Origin of the sequence: Citrobacter sp. Cf088, from assembly GCF_030334295.1 — a bacterium.
GTDB classification, from domain to species: Bacteria; Pseudomonadota; Gammaproteobacteria; order Enterobacterales; family Enterobacteriaceae; genus Citrobacter; species Citrobacter freundii.
The window spans coordinates 298,106-312,545 of the sequence record NZ_JAOWEE010000057.1; the positions used below are offsets into that span (position 1 = coordinate 298,106).

Consider the following 14,440-nt stretch of genomic DNA (forward strand, 5'->3'; position numbering starts at 1 on the left):
CGGGGCGGATTTTTTTTGCCTGCAATATGAGCTGTTAACGAGATTTGGTCTCGAAGATGTCGGTACCAAGGTGGTTGTAGTCCACCTTTTGTAGCTTAAAGTTGGTGATGTACACAGGCCCGGCTTTTTTCTCTGAGATAAAGCGGTAGCTGTTGGTTATTTCTTTTGCGCTAATCCCTGTCCACTGCGAGAAAAAGCTGAGGAAATCATTGGCGGATCGACGGGCCTTAATCACCCGATGCGCTTTATCATCGCTCGACAGCACCATGAAAGGTACCTGGAAATTCTGCTGGAACTGATCGTCATGCGCCAGGTACTGCACCTCTTTTCCACGCTCTTTAAACGCGAGGCCATGATCGGAGAAATAGACCATCGAGAAGCTGGTACCGCTATTACGTAGCTGATCGTATAGCTGGCGCAGTAGGTCATCCGTTTGCGTCATGGTGTACAGGTAGCAAGACGTCTCTTTTGACTGGACGAAAGTCTCGTACTTACCCTGCGTACGGTCGCAGGCCTGCGGATGTGAGCCCATTAAATGCAGTACAATAAGCTGCGGCTGAGTGCGCTCGGTTGCCAGCACCTGTGCGGTCATCTTCAACAGCGCTTCGTCACGGGTATTTTTATCCGCTTCGAAGTCACCGTTCTTGAGGAACTGAACTTCATCAGCGCGTTTTGCAATGCTGGCGATGGCCGTGTCGTATTCACCAATTTGTCCCTGATTGGAAAACCACCATGTCTGGAAACCTGCTCGGTTGGCCAGGGTGACAAAGTTATCCTGGAACTGGGGCTTATTGTCGACCACCCGATTCAGCGTCAGGCCGAGTGATTTTTGCGTTGAACCGCTGGCAGCAATGTAATCCGCAAAGATGTAGCCGTTAACGGAGCTGGCAAACGGGGTGTTATCCCAGTGACCGCCAAACGCGCCTAACGCATCGCGGCGGGCGCTTTCGCCGATCACCACGACGTAGGTGTGATACTTCGGCTTCACGGCGGTTACGGTCCAACTGTCTTTCACGCTCGACAGCTTCGCCATACGCTCTTGTTCGTCGAGCACTTCGTTGTTATTGACGATCACGTCCTTGGCAAACCGGAAAACCGGATAGCCAGTGTCTTTCAGCTTGAACACGCCGCCCCAGGCCAGGTTTTGTACCGGAGTAACAAAGAATGCGACAACGCTGAACAGCAAACAAACGCTGTCGAACTTGTTCCAGCCACGCTTTTGTTCATCTTTTTTACGACGTACGGCGATAACGCCGAGGGCGAAAATAAATACCCCAACCAGATAACTGTACCAGGGGAAGATGGTCAGGATTTCGGTGGACTCTTCCATATTGGTTGAGTGCAGCGCCAGCAAGGTATTGAAGTTCGGTGAGCCGTAAGCCTGGCCGAACGGAAAGTACATTGCCGCAATCAGCGAGCAAAGGCCAATCAGCACTTTCTGCGCGCGCGGCGCGCTGCGCCACAGCAGCATCAATATACAGGTGAAAGCAACGCTATAGAGCAGGCTAAGCGGATAGCCCAGCGCAAGGTTGATCAGCAGAGACTGTAAGAAATAGAGGCCAGTCCACGGACTAATCGCCCGGCTACGAGCAATGATTGAATCTTTGAGGGTTAAATTCATATGCCACTGTTACAAAAACGCCATGTGCTTACCCTGGCGCTAAGGGTCATTGCCTGCCTGAGAGAGCGAGAAGAGGGATAGGGTCCGCATCCGCGAGCCGCAATATACGCAGGGCTGCGAAAAGATAGAGTGTGCGCAAGAGAAGGTCAACTACTACAAAGAAATTGTTTTGCGAGGGACGTGGCAAAACTGACAAAAAGAAGGGTTATTGGGACGAAAACCACCACCGTACCCGGATGACGGCAGGAAAAAGAAGCGGCGTACCGCAACGCCGCATTAATTTTCTGAAGGTTTATCCTTCTCAGGTTTGCTGTTAATCATGTCACACAGCATAGAGATCAGCATCAACCGTACTTTAAAGGGAGAGTGGCTAAACACGCGTATACACCTCTTAAATTCATTCATGTAAACCTCCTGACTTCACGATCCCATCAGTCCTTGAGGGATGTCTTTATTATATACAGATATAGCACAGGCTATATTATATAGCTATTGCTAAAACGTTAATTTTTTGTGCCCGCGCAACTCTGGTTTACAATGAGCGCTCTCTAATCAGATGCCGTTAACGCGTCACAGTAACGAGGAAGCAGAATGAGTCGTCGCGCAGGTACGCCAACAACAAAAAAAGTGACGCAATTGGTGAATGTCGAAGAACACGTTGAAGGGTTTCGTCAGGTTCGGGAGGCGCATCGCCGTGAGCTGATTGATGACTACGTAGAGCTGATTTCCGATCTCATTATTGAGGTAGGTGAAGCGCGCCAGGTGGATATGGCCGCACGGCTTGGGGTTTCCCAGCCGACGGTTGCTAAAATGCTTAAGCGTCTTGCTTCAGTCGGATTGATTGAAATGATCCCCTGGCGAGGCGTGTTTTTAACCGCAGAAGGTGAACGACTGGCTCAGGAAAGTCGGGAGCGTCATCAGATTGTGGAGAATTTCCTGTTGATGTTAGGTATCAGTCCGGAAATTGCCCGTCGCGACGCGGAGGGGATGGAGCATCACGTCAGTAAGGAAACGCTGGAGGCTTTTAGCCGGTTTACGCAACAGCAAGGAACAGGCTCTGAATGAGTTTTCCTTTATTACGCGCCTTACAGCGCGATCGTTTTTTCCAGCTGTTAATCATCGTTGGGGTTGTACTGAGCCTTTTCACGCCATTTACCCCCCGGTCGTGGCCGGGAGCGATTGACTGGCACACAATTATCACGCTTAGTGGCCTGATGTTACTGACCAAAGGCGTGGAGCTAAGTGGTTACTTCGATGTGTTAGGGCGCAAGATGACCCGCCGTTTCAAAACAGAGCGCCAGCTGGCGATATTTATGGTGCTGGCGGCGGCGTTGTTGTCGACGTTTCTGACCAACGATGTTGCGCTGTTTATTGTTGTTCCGCTGACCATCACTCTGAAAAAATTGTGCGCTATTCCGGTGAATCGCCTGATTATCTTTGAGGCGCTGGCGGTTAACGCCGGATCGTTGCTAACGCCAATAGGCAATCCACAAAACATTCTGATGTGGGGACACTCAGGCTTATCGTTTATCGCGTTTACCTGGCAAATGGCGCCGCTTGCGGGGGCCATGATGCTGACGCTGGTGGTGCTGTGCTGGTTTAGTTTCCCGAATAAAGCATTGCATTATCACACCGGTACGCGCGCACCTGACTGGCAACCGCGTCTGGTGTGGGGCTGTCTGGTGTTGTACATCATCTTCCTTGTAGCACTGGAGTTAAAACAAGAGCTGTGGGGTCTGGCGATTGTGGCGGCGGGGTTCATGGTGCTGGCTCGCCGCGTGATCCTCTGCGTAGACTGGACGCTGCTGTTGGTGTTTATGGCGATGTTCATTGATGTGCACTTGCTGACGCAGCTTCCGGCCCTGCAGGGGATAACCCACCAGATTGGCGCGCTTTCAGCGCCGGGGCTTTGGCTGACCGCCATTGGCCTGTCGCAGTTTATCAGTAATGTGCCCAGTACGATTTTGCTGCTGAACTACGTCCCGCCAACGCTGCTTCTGGCCTGGGCGGTCAATGTGGGCGGCTTTGGGCTGTTGCCGGGATCGCTGGCGAATCTCATTGCGTTACGGATGGCGAACGACCGTCGGATCTGGTGGCGTTTTCATTGGTATTCGGTACCGATGCTGATATGGGCGGCGCTGGTGGGATATGGTTTGTTGCTGATGATGTAATTGATGTGGTGTGCCGGATGGCGGCTGGCGCCTAATCCGGCCTACAGTGTTGGTAGGCCCGATAAGCGTAGCGCCATCGGGCATGTATAGCTGATTAGTTCAGGCGAACCGGCATACCAGAACGGTTCTGTACTGCCTGCTCAACGACGGCCTGATCGACGTCAGGCTGACCGGTGATGCTGGTAATGCTCTTGGTCAGGGTAATCGGTACAATTTCCCCGCCTTCGAACTGTGCTTCAGTCGTAGACAGCGGGTTATGTACTTCGATGTAACGGCTGCCGTCTGGTTCGGTAGTGGCTTTTACCGGCTCATCAATAAACTGTACACGGGTGCCGACCGGCACATTTTCAAACAAGAATTTGATGTCGTCGTTGCGCAGACGTACGCAACCGTGGCTGACACGTAAGCCGACGCCGAAGTTAGCATTGGTACCGTGGATAGCATACAGGCGACCGATATACAGCGCGTACAGACCCATCGGGTTATCCGGACCTGCCGGAACAACGGCTGGCAGCGGCTCGCCTGCAGCGCGGTATTCCGCATGCATTTTCGCCGTTGGCGTCCAGGTTGGGCCTGCTTTTTTACGTTCTACTTTGGTGGTCCAGTTGATTGGCGTGTCTTTGCCCAACTGGCCGATACCGATCGGCAGAACAATGACGGTGTTGGTGCCTTTCGGGTAGTAGTACAGACGCATTTCAGCGCTGTTGATAACAATACCTTCATGCACGGTATCAGGCAGGATCAACTGCTGAGGAATGTTCAGCACGGTGCCGCCTTTCGGCAGGAAGGTATCCACGCCCGGGTTGGCTTCCAGCATGTTAGACAGACCCATCTGATACTCTGCCGCAAAATACTCCAGCGGTTGGGTGTTGCCTTCAGGAATAGTAATGACCTGGTTTTGGCCAATCAAACGGCTGCCATCGGTCGGCAGCGGGTACGTGACGGCAGAAGCGGTGTTACAAAAACCAACTATTGCGAGTGCCGCCGCGAAAAGCGTTGTTAATTTCATATTCATGTTCATGTATGCGAGATTCAGTGCCAGGCAGGCTAGTGGGTTGAGATTTATGTAGTGTTGGGCACGCATTATATGTGCAATCTGAGCAACAAGGAATTCGGATGTGTACTAAATCACATTTTTTTCCTTTTGGTTTCACTTTATCCCTTCCGCATGAAGACGCGATCTTCTTACAGACTTATGGCATAATAAGCGGTTTGTCACATATTTCTTTCTCTTTCAGGATACGCCAGTGTTAGTTTCCAGCAACGTCACTATGCAGTTCGGCAGTAAGCCGCTGTTTGAAAATATTTCCGTCAAATTTGGCGGCGGCAACCGTTACGGCCTGATTGGCGCGAACGGTAGCGGTAAATCCACTTTTATGAAAATTCTCGGCGGCGACCTCGAACCGACGCTGGGCAACGTTTCCCTCGATCCGAATGAACGCATCGGTAAGCTGCGTCAGGATCAATTCGCCTTTGAAGAATTCACCGTGCTTGACACCGTGATCATGGGTCACGCTGAACTGTGGGAAGTGAAGCAGGAGCGCGATCGCATTTACGCCCTGGCTGAGATGAGCGAAGAAGACGGCTATAAAGTTGCTGATCTCGAAGTTCAGTATGGCGAAATGGACGGCTACTCTGCGGAAGCGCGTGCGGGTGAACTGCTGCTGGGCGTAGGTATTCCGGTAGAACAGCATTACGGCCCGATGAGCGAAGTCGCGCCCGGCTGGAAGCTGCGTGTGCTTCTGGCGCAGGCGCTGTTCTCTAACCCGGACATTCTGCTGCTCGACGAACCAACGAACAACCTGGATATCGACACCATTCGCTGGCTGGAGCAGACGCTGAACGAGCGTGACAGCACCATGATCATCATTTCGCACGACCGTCACTTCCTGAACATGGTCTGTACACACATGGCGGATCTGGACTATGGCGAACTGCGTGTTTATCCGGGTAACTACGACGAATACATGACGGCGGCAACCCAGGCGCGTGAACGTCTGCTGGCCGATAACGCCAAGAAGAAAGCACAGATTGCCGATCTGCAATCCTTCGTCAGCCGCTTTAGCGCCAACGCGTCTAAATCTCGACAGGCGACCTCTCGTGCGCGTCAGATTGATAAGATCAAGCTCGACGAAGTGAAAGCGTCCAGCCGTCAGAACCCGTTCATCCGCTTCGAACAGGATAAGAAACTGTTCCGTAACGCGCTGGAAGTGGAAGCGCTGGCGAAAGGTTTTGATGAAGGTCCGCTGTTTAAAAACTTCAACCTGCTGCTGGAAGTAGGGGAGAAGGTTGCCATCATTGGTGCCAACGGCGTGGGTAAATCCACCATGCTGAAAACGTTGGTTGGCGATTTGCAGCCGGACAACGGTACCGTTAAGTGGTCTGAAAACGCCCAAGTGGGTTACTACGCGCAGGATCATGAATACGAGTTTGAAAACGATCTAACCGTCTTCGAATGGATGAGCCAGTGGAAACAAGAGGGCGATGATGAGCAGGTTGTGCGCAGCTTCCTTGGCCGTCTGCTGTTCAGCCAGGACGATATCAAGAAACCTGCAAAAGTGCTCTCCGGTGGTGAAAAAGGACGCATGCTTTTCGGTAAGCTGATGATGCAGAAACCGAATATCCTGGTCATGGATGAACCGACCAACCACCTGGATATGGAATCTATCGAGTCGCTGAACATGGCGCTGGAAATGTATCAGGGCACGTTGATCTTTGTTTCTCACGACCGTGAGTTCGTCAGTTCCCTGGCGACCCGCGTGATTGAGATTACGCCGGAACGCGTGATCGACTTCACCGGCAACTACGAAGATTACCTACGTAGTAAAGGTATTGACGGTTAATTTACCCGTCGTCTTTCGTGTTACAGGTGTGTTGGCTGCACCTGTTCACCCCGGTCACTTACTTATGTAAGCTCCCGGGGATTTACAGGCTGACCGCCTTCCTGTAACGCGAAATACTTAGGGAAAATTGTGTAAGCTACATATTAAATAATCCCCAGCGCGCGTTTACCGTGGATATTCAAATCCTCCAGCGTGAAGCGTCCTTCCCAGTTAGTTTCATAATCCTCTCGCGGGAAATCACCCGGAGATGCGCCTTTTTCCAGCGCAGCTTTCACTTTGTGGGCGTAGGCCAGATTTTTTTCGCACATCGGGGCGGCAGGGATATACATAACGTTACCCCAGCCCTGCTGATTTTCTACAGGCGCGACGGAGTGAATCACATCGCAATGCCACCACACGGAGTCTCCGGCGTCCAGTTGTGGAATGCTGGTTAACGCTTCAATCAGCAACGGATGCCATTGCGCAGAAATCGGCAGGACTCTGCCGGGCGCTACGCCGCAAAGCTCATCTTCCGGCACATCGCCAAGCAATGGGCGTAACAGCACATACGCCATCGCTTCAGGAATCGGAACCACGTGCAACAATCCCTGTCCTGGCAGCATATCGGACAACGCAGTCCAGCCCTGGAAGGTACGGAACACTGAACATTTGGTGGTGTTATCCACCGTGTACTCTTCTACTTCGGTGCGATGCGCAGCCTGCCACGGATCGTAATCTGCCAGCTTGCCATTGAAAACATGAGCAAATACCTGCTGATACGCAGGCAGCAGCCAGCGTTCCAGCGCGCCGGAATCCGTATGCGCGCCCAGCCCTTTGGAGGTGGTTCCCGGCGGACGGCGGCGTATACGGTCAGGGTAGATAACGCTGACATCTGGGTTAAACCATTGTTTACCTTCGCTTGAAAATGTCCAAAGACGATTGAGGAACGACTGGGCATTGGCCATTTCTTCACTTTGGCGGGCCTGCATCTGCGCCTGGGACCAGTAAATGGGGTAGATTTCAGGTCGCGATGCGCTCAGGGTGCCGAAGAAGTTATCGCCTGGCCCTTTGTAGACGTCATCAAAATGGTTGCGATCCAGGTAATCAAGCATCGACTGATCCCATGCCAGCGCCTGTTCGCGGGGGAAATGCCCTTTAATGACTGCGCATCCGCGACGCTTAATTTCTTCACGCTGCTCTGCACTCACGCGACCCGCTTTGATATCCGCATAGGACAACACAGGCCATACCGGGGAGCCTTGCGCTTTGAGAGCGTTGATTTCCGCCACGCGGGTGGCAATGGCATCGCTCAGCTGATTGAAGATCAACTGAACATCCCCAAGCTGTGCCCGCAGTTGCTGTTTCATCTGACGGATTGCCGCTTTGTGATCGGCGGGCAACGTGTCGCTGGTAAAAGTAAAAGCCATAACCACCTCGCATTAACTTTCATTCGAAACTAAATTTAATTACAAGTGACAATATAAGTTAAAAGTTAGTTAATGCAAGTTTAAAAACCTGCTGGTGTGAGCAAAATAGAAAAAGAGTGAAAACCGGGATGAGGGATACCCCGGTTGGCAGGATCAGGCGTTAAAAGGTGAAGTGTTATCCAGCACTGCCTGAATTACGTTCAGCGCGCCTTGATGGTTATTGTCATCGGTCTGATAGCGGGCAATCACTTTGATGCTCTCTGCCGCATTGTCCATGGCGAAAGAGTAGTGCGCCATCTTCAGCATTTCCGCGTCATTGCCACTGTCGCCAATGGCGACCACGTTTTGCGGTGACAGGTTCCAGCGTTTTAGCAGACGGCTGATTCCGTTAGCTTTATGTAATCCTGGAATGATCAGGTCGATAAACCCAAAGCCGCTGGTGACGGGCTTCATAATGCCATCAAGCGCGGTGTGCAGGTGATCGATAACCAGCGGGATCTGTTGGTCCGGTAAATTCAGCGAGAACTTAAACAGCACATCGTCGATATCCTGATAATCCTTTACGGGTTTCAGGCGGTGGTAGTGTTTTGACATCAAACCGACAAAGGACTCTGGGGCATTTTCGCTCACGTAGGCGCTTTGCAGTCCACAGGCCACAAAGTTGAGTTGCTTATCTTTGAGCAGTTCGCCAATGACAATGCGTGATTCGTGGCGCGTAAGCTCGCCGTGAAACAGCTGTTTGCCATGTTCAAACACCAGCGCCCCGTTCTCGGCGACAAAAGAGATCTCATCTTTGAGCTGCGGGAAAAAGGAGATCAACTGGTAATACTGGTTGCCGCTTGCCACGACAAATTCAATATCTCGTTTCTTCAGTTCCTGATACTGCGCCATAAAGCGTGCACGATCGTATTGCTTGGCGTCGTCGAGAAAAGTTCCGTCCATATCGGTGACGATAACTTTGATGGTCATATATGCTCCTGGCTCATAACTGCGACCAGAAACATTTTAATAACAATGTGAGCTAAAGCACAAATTTAATTTCGAATGAAAGTAAAACGCCAGGTGGCAACTTCGCCTTACCCGGCTAAAGGGGAGTATGTAAGCCCGGTAAGCGCAGCGCCACCGGGCGGGAGGGTTACAGCATATGTTCAGTGCGCGCGATGATATCGTCCTGTGCATCCGGTGAGAGAGCGGTGAAGAAGGCGGAATAACCTGCTACACGCACCACCAGGTCACGGTACTGATCCGGGTGTTTTTTGGCTTCCAGCAGCGTTTCACGAGAAACGATGTTGTACTGAATATGCCAACCTTTGTGCTCTTCAAAGAAGGTACGCAGCAGAATCATCAGCTTTTGTTTGTCTGACTCATTTTCCAGCGTGGCCGGGTTCAGCTTCTGATTTAATAGCACGCCACCGAGAATCGAACCGGTCGGCAGTTTACCCACCGAGCCAATTACCGCAGTTGGGCCGAGATGGTCCGTACCGGAAGCCGGGCTTGCGCCTTCTGCCAGTGGAGTGTGTGCTTTACGGCCATCCGGTGTTGCCATCGTTGCTGCGCCAAACGGCACGTTTGCAGAAATAGACGAGGTCCCGGCGTAGTAATTGCCGCCAACCGGGCCACGCCCGTAACGCGGATTATGATACTGTTTCAGTTCATCGATATAAGTCTGATAAGCGCGGGCCAGCAGCGTATCAACGCTATCGTCATCGTTGCCATATTTCGGTGCGCCGTTGATTAGTCGTTGGCGTAACTGCTCATGGGTCAGACCGTCAAAATCATCGGCCAGCGCGGCGGCCAGTTGTTGTTGACCGATAGCGCCCTGTTCAAAGACCAGTTTCTTCACTGCTGCCAGGCTGTTGCCGAGGTTGGCGATACCCACCTGCAAACCTGATACCCAGTCATACTTCGCGCCGCCTTGCTTAATGCTTTTCGCGCGTTCGATACAGTCGTCTACCAGCGCGGAGCACAGAATATCGTGTACGTTCTCTTCCAGCATGGTGTCAACGACATACTCGATTTCAATGGATTTACGCGTGTAGTAGCGAATCTGTGTATCCCAGGCATCCATCACTTCATCGAAATTGTTGAAGTTGCCAGCTGAGAGCGCTTTTTCCTGCGGCAGGAAGACTTTGCCGCTGGTGGCATCGCGTCCGCCTTCCAGCGCCGCCAGCATCACGCGGGCAAAGTTAATAAAGCTCATGCCGGTGCAGCGGTAGCCCCATTTGCCGCCAACGGCGGTTTCGATGCAACCAATCGCTGCATAGTCATAGGCGTCTTGCGGTTCAATGCCCAGCTTAATGAATTCCGGAATGACGATTTCATCGTTGTTAAAGGCTGGCATCCCGAAGCCGCAGCGGATCACCTGCACGCAGGCATCAAGGAAGTCATTACTCATCCCCGCGTGATAACGCACGCTCAAGTTCGGCTGAGTAGAACGCAGGCGGCCACAGGACTCCAGAATGGCGTAGGAGAGCGGGTTGACGGCATCCATCGCCTGACCGCTAACCAGGTTCTGGCCACCTATGGTTACGTTCTGATACAGCGGGCTGCCCGCTGAGGCTTTCGAATGGGAGCCAGAACGGATTTTGTTCACTTCCAGCAGTTTCAGCCAGCAGCTGTGCAACAGCTCAATGGCGTGCTCACGATCGAGGCTCTGATTCAGTTCTACGTCACGACGGTAGAACGGGTAGAGGTACTGATCCATACGGCCAAACGATACTGAGTGACCGTTAGATTCAATTTGCAGAATCAACTGGATGAAATAGCACAACTGCAACGCCTGCCAGAATGTTTTTGGTGGCTCATGGGCAATCACATCACAGTTTTCCGCCATGGTCAGCAGTTCATCACGACGGCCGGTGCGCGTTTCTGTGGATGCCATTTTACGCGCCAGCGCGGCAAAGCGCTCAATGTGTAAAGTGACGGCTTCCAGCACGATATCAATCGCTTTCAGGAACTGATCGCCGTGGAGATCGTCCAGACACGTCAGATTGATGCGGGAGCGACGTTCATTGACTTTGTGGCGCAGGCCGTCCAGACCTTTTTCCAGCAGCAGCGGGAAGTTCACCGCCAGGTGTGCGTCGCCGGAGGTCATATTACCTTCGGCTTTGATAATGCCGGTTTCCAGCAGCCCTTTCTGCTCGTCAGTGAACATCCCGTAGCAGCGATCCTGCACGGTCTGACCACGCCACCACGGACACACCTCGTGTAATACGCGTTTATTCTCTTCGCTTACCGCAAAACCTGCGCCCGGTCTGTCGGCGAGGTCGTCGATCTCTTTTTCAATCCAGGAGACGGTGTATTCCGGGAAGATCGGCGCGGCGCGCACTTCGCTTGCCTGGTTACCGATAATCAGTTCGTCATGCTTGATCCAGATGGTGCGTTCCGCCAGATGATGGGCCAGCGCCAGCGCGCGGCGTACCGGGATCGGCTTATCCAGGTGTTGCTGATACATCTCGGTATAGTGCTGGGCGCGCTCGGTACAAACCGGCGGTTTCACGATATGGATCAGGGCTGTTTTATGCGCTTTGATACGATCGCTGAGTGTGTCCAGTTTCAGAGTGGTCATGGCGATTATCCTCGTAGGGTCGCGGTTAAACCTTTAAGGCTGGCATACTGCTGGGCAAATTCGAGCAGTGCAGGCGCATCAAGCGGTTTATCCGGTGCGTTGTAGGGTTGACTGAGTAAGTGGTATTTGTTGATACCAAGGGTGTGGTAGGGCAAAAAATGAATCTCCCCGACGTGAAGCTCGTCGGCAGCAAAATCGGTAATAGCCTGGATGGCGGCTTCGTCAGCGTTGAACCCCTGAATCAGCGGTACGCGGATAATCATTTTTTTACCAGCTGCGGCCAGTTTTTTTAGATTTTCCAGCACACGAGAGGCGCTGCCATCGGTCCACTGTTTAAACGGCGCATCCGCCACGTGTTTTAGATCGGCCAGAAACAGATCGACGTCAGATAATGATGGTTCAATATACTTCCACGGGACATGCAGGCAGGTTTCCACTGCGGTATGAATGCCGGCGTCGTGGCTGGCTTTGAGCAAAGAAGCCGCCAGCTCTGGCTGCATAAACGGTTCGCCACCGGACAGGGTTAGGCCCCCTCCGCTGCGATCGTAAAACGGTTTATCACGCAATACGGTCGCCATGATTTCGTCCACGCTTTTTATCTCTCCACAGACGGTTAGCGCCTGCGTTGGACAGCAGTGGGTCAGCGCCGTCAGATCGTCATCGGTCAGTTTTTCGCGATGAATCAGCAACCCGCTTAGTGCCCGCTCAATTACTGCGGGTGCTGCCTGAGCACAAAGATCGCAACCATCAAGGCACAGGCGTGCGTCATAGAGCAGATCCTGCGTACGGGCGCGACTTTCCGGATTCTGGCACCACCGGCAGCCCAGGGAGCATCCCTTAAGGAACACCACAGTACGGATCCCGGGACCATCATGCGTGGAATAGCGCTGGATATTGAAAATCATAAGCGACCTCTTTTCTTTCGTATAAAGATTAAATTACTTTCGAATGAAAGTTATATTGACGTGCGTCAACTAACCGTGAGGTTTCGCCGTGCTACCTTTTATTCATGCTAATTATTCGTTTGAGGAAAGGTTATGGAACTCTATTTAGATACGTCTGACGTTGATGCGGTAAAAGCTCTGGCGCGCATTTTCCCGCTGGCAGGGGTGACCACTAACCCGAGTATTGTGGCGGCGGGGAATCAGACGCTGGAAGTACTACTGCCGCAACTGCAGGAAGCGATGGGAGGACAAGGCCGTCTGTTTGCTCAGGTGATGGCGACCACCGCCGAAGGGATGGTTAGCGATGCGCGTAAGCTGCGGGCAATCATTGCTGATATCGTGGTCAAAGTGCCGGTAACAGCAGAAGGTCTGGCGGCTATAAAATTGCTGAAAGAAGAAGGGATCCCGACGTTGGGTACTGCGGTATACGGTGCAGCTCAAGGGTTATTGGCTGCACTGGCAGGTGCGGAATATGTTGCGCCATACGTTAACCGCGTGGATGCGCAAGGAGGGGATGGCATTCAGACGGTGACCGACCTGCAGACGTTACTGAAAATGCATGCCCCGCACGCCAAAGTACTGGCAGCCAGTTTTAAAACGCCGCGTCAGGCGCTGGATTGCCTGCTGGCAGGCTGCGAGTCCATCACGCTACCGCTGGACGTTGCTCAGCAGATGATTAGCTCCCCGGCAGTTGATGCTGCCGTCGTGAAGTTTGAGCACGACTGGCAGAGCGCATTCGGTCGCACGTCTATTTAAACGAGAGTGCCGGGATGTAGTCCCGGCATTATTGCGTACATGTTTCCGTCAAAATGAATGTGTTGCAGTTGTACGCTTTTATCTGCGAATCCCTCTCGTAAAACCGACAAAGTCGGCATGCGACCCGTCATCATGGCAGGTACAGTCGTGTCATCATGTTAATCAGGTGACGGACCGCCATGAAAAAATTACCCACATCCACGCCGCACGATGCGCTATTTAAAACGTTTTTAAAATACCCGGAAACGGCGCGCGATTTCATTGAAATCCATCTTCCCTCCACGCTACGAGCGCTGTGCGATTTTTCGACATTAAAGCTGCAACCGACCAGTTTTATCGAGGATAACTTACGTGCATATTATTCCGATGTACTTTGGTCGATGAAAACCAGTGAAGGGCACGGCTATATTTATGTCGTAATCGAACATCAAAGCCGCCCGGATGTTCATATGGCATTTCGCCTGATGCGTTATGCGATAGCGGCAATGCAAAGTCACCTCGACGCCGGGCATAATACGTTACCTTTAGTTGTGCCGATGCTGTTTTATCACGGAATCGATACACCTTATCCCTTCTCTCTATGCTGGCTGGATGAGTTTGATAATCCAACACTTGCACGTCAGCTCTACCTGTCAGCTTTTCCGCTGGTAGATATTACCGTTGTTCCAGATGAAGAAATTATGCAGCACCGACGCATTGCTCTTCTGGAACTGATTCAAAAGCATATTCGTCAGCGCGATTTGATGGGGTTGGTGGACAAGCTGGCCGCGCTGTTGGTTACCGGAAGCGCTAATGACAGCCAGCTAAAAGCGCTGTTTAATTACCTGCTAATCCAGCACGGTCACAAACCGCGCTTTGGACGATTTATGCGCAAGCTGGCGCAGCGGGTACCCGAACACAAGGAGAGTACAATGAATATTGTGGAAAAAATACGTAGGGCAGGACAGCGAAAGGGGATGCGGGAAGGCATGCAAAAAGGCTTGGTTGAAGGCCGCCGCGAGGAAGCGTTACGCATTGCTCACTCAATGCTGGACGATGGTCTCCCACGGGCGGTCATCGTGAGGATTACTGGGCTTTCTGAAGATGACGTTAAATCACTGACGTATTGAACGTATATTAATTCAGCCCCGG

Annotated in this window: 12 protein-coding genes; 5 read left to right on the forward strand and 7 right to left on the reverse strand. The window is 52.3% G+C overall.

Annotation, left to right across the window (positions count from 1 at the left end; all coding sequences use genetic code 11):
• Positions 1 to 34: 34 nt before the first annotated feature.
• Together OGV71_RS22475 and mntS are read right to left on the reverse strand one after the other, a co-directional pair.
• Positions 35 to 1,621: a phosphoethanolamine transferase gene (locus OGV71_RS22475; protein ID WP_003035259.1), complete on the reverse strand. Its 1,587-nt coding sequence runs from the start codon at positions 1,619 to 1,621 to the stop codon at positions 35 to 37.
• Positions 1,622 to 1,897: 276 nt separating this feature from the next.
• Positions 1,898 to 2,026, reverse strand: coding sequence for a manganase accumulation protein MntS (mntS, locus tag OGV71_RS22480; RefSeq protein WP_003836996.1), 129 nt, complete (start codon positions 2,024 to 2,026; stop codon positions 1,898 to 1,900).
• A gap of 186 nt (positions 2,027 to 2,212) precedes the next feature.
• On the opposite strand from mntS, the gene mntR reads away from it, so the two are divergent.
• The gene (gene mntR / locus OGV71_RS22485; RefSeq protein WP_003035264.1) at positions 2,213 to 2,686 is read left to right on the forward strand and encodes a manganese-binding transcriptional regulator MntR; all 474 of its coding nucleotides are present in this window, start codon (positions 2,213 to 2,215) and stop codon (positions 2,684 to 2,686) included.
• Complete coding sequence (locus tag OGV71_RS22490) at positions 2,683 to 3,792, forward strand: anion transporter (RefSeq protein ID WP_204583835.1); 1,110 nt, start codon at positions 2,683 to 2,685, stop codon at positions 3,790 to 3,792. The genes mntR and OGV71_RS22490 overlap by 4 nt, the downstream gene beginning before the upstream one ends.
• Positions 3,793 to 3,886: 94 nt before the next feature.
• Here OGV71_RS22490 and ldtB read toward each other — a convergent pair whose 3' ends face one another.
• Positions 3,887 to 4,807, reverse strand: coding sequence for a L,D-transpeptidase (gene ldtB, locus OGV71_RS22495; RefSeq protein WP_003845438.1), 921 nt, complete (start codon positions 4,805 to 4,807; stop codon positions 3,887 to 3,889).
• A 232-nt stretch (positions 4,808 to 5,039) separates the two neighbouring features.
• Here ldtB and OGV71_RS22500 point away from each other — a divergent pair, with 232 nt between their 5' ends.
• Positions 5,040 to 6,635: an ABC-F family ATPase gene (locus OGV71_RS22500; protein ID WP_003035269.1), complete on the forward strand. Its 1,596-nt coding sequence runs from the start codon at positions 5,040 to 5,042 to the stop codon at positions 6,633 to 6,635.
• Between the two features lie 143 nt (positions 6,636 to 6,778).
• On the opposite strand, the gene OGV71_RS22505 is transcribed toward OGV71_RS22500, so the two are convergent.
• From OGV71_RS22505 to OGV71_RS22520, 4 genes are all read right to left on the reverse strand, one after another.
• Positions 6,779 to 8,041 (reverse strand): DUF1479 domain-containing protein, encoded by a 1,263-nt coding sequence (locus OGV71_RS22505; protein ID WP_048219222.1) that lies wholly within the window; start codon positions 8,039 to 8,041, stop codon positions 6,779 to 6,781.
• A gap of 153 nt (positions 8,042 to 8,194) precedes the next feature.
• Positions 8,195 to 9,010, reverse strand: a complete 816-nt coding sequence (locus OGV71_RS22510) for a Cof-type HAD-IIB family hydrolase (protein WP_086503866.1) — start codon at positions 9,008 to 9,010, stop codon at positions 8,195 to 8,197.
• A gap of 166 nt (positions 9,011 to 9,176) precedes the next feature.
• Entirely contained in the window at positions 9,177 to 11,609 is a 2,433-nt protein-coding gene (locus tag OGV71_RS22515; RefSeq protein WP_204583832.1) for a glycyl radical protein, read from the reverse strand.
• Positions 11,610 to 11,614: 5 nt separating this feature from the next.
• Positions 11,615 to 12,514 (reverse strand): glycyl-radical enzyme activating protein, encoded by a 900-nt coding sequence (locus OGV71_RS22520; RefSeq protein WP_048233316.1) that lies wholly within the window; start codon positions 12,512 to 12,514, stop codon positions 11,615 to 11,617.
• A gap of 132 nt (positions 12,515 to 12,646) precedes the next feature.
• Between OGV71_RS22520 and fsa the strand changes: the two genes are divergently transcribed.
• Entirely contained in the window at positions 12,647 to 13,309 is a 663-nt protein-coding gene (fsa, locus tag OGV71_RS22525; RefSeq protein ID WP_003035280.1) for a fructose-6-phosphate aldolase, read from the forward strand.
• Positions 13,310 to 13,488: 179 nt separating this feature from the next.
• Positions 13,489 to 14,418, forward strand: a complete 930-nt coding sequence (locus OGV71_RS22530) for an Rpn family recombination-promoting nuclease/putative transposase (RefSeq protein WP_003035281.1) — start codon at positions 13,489 to 13,491, stop codon at positions 14,416 to 14,418.
• Positions 14,419 to 14,440: the final 22 nt, after the last annotated feature.

What these genes read in the sequence shown, in the direction of transcription:
- OGV71_RS22475 (WP_003035259.1), bottom strand. Translation starts at nt 1,621, where the DNA reads ATGAATTTAACCCTCAAAGATTCAATCATTGCTCGTAGCCGGGCGATT.
- mntS (WP_003836996.1), bottom strand. Translation starts at nt 2,026, where the DNA reads ATGAATGAATTTAAGAGGTGTATACGCGTGTTTAGCCACTCTCCCTTT.
- mntR (WP_003035264.1), top strand. Translation starts at nt 2,213, where the DNA reads ATGAGTCGTCGCGCAGGTACGCCAACAACAAAAAAAGTGACGCAATTG.
- OGV71_RS22490 (WP_204583835.1), top strand. Translation starts at nt 2,683, where the DNA reads ATGAGTTTTCCTTTATTACGCGCCTTACAGCGCGATCGTTTTTTCCAG.
- ldtB (WP_003845438.1), bottom strand. Translation starts at nt 4,807, where the DNA reads ATGAATATGAAATTAACAACGCTTTTCGCGGCGGCACTCGCAATAGTT.
- OGV71_RS22505 (WP_048219222.1), bottom strand. Translation starts at nt 8,041, where the DNA reads ATGGCTTTTACTTTTACCAGCGACACGTTGCCCGCCGATCACAAAGCG.
- OGV71_RS22510 (WP_086503866.1), bottom strand. Translation starts at nt 9,010, where the DNA reads ATGACCATCAAAGTTATCGTCACCGATATGGACGGAACTTTTCTCGAC.
- OGV71_RS22515 (WP_204583832.1), bottom strand. Translation starts at nt 11,609, where the DNA reads ATGACCACTCTGAAACTGGACACACTCAGCGATCGTATCAAAGCGCAT.
- OGV71_RS22520 (WP_048233316.1), bottom strand. Translation starts at nt 12,514, where the DNA reads ATGATTTTCAATATCCAGCGCTATTCCACGCATGATGGTCCCGGGATC.
- fsa (WP_003035280.1), top strand. Translation starts at nt 12,647, where the DNA reads ATGGAACTCTATTTAGATACGTCTGACGTTGATGCGGTAAAAGCTCTG.
- OGV71_RS22530 (WP_003035281.1), top strand. Translation starts at nt 13,489, where the DNA reads ATGAAAAAATTACCCACATCCACGCCGCACGATGCGCTATTTAAAACG.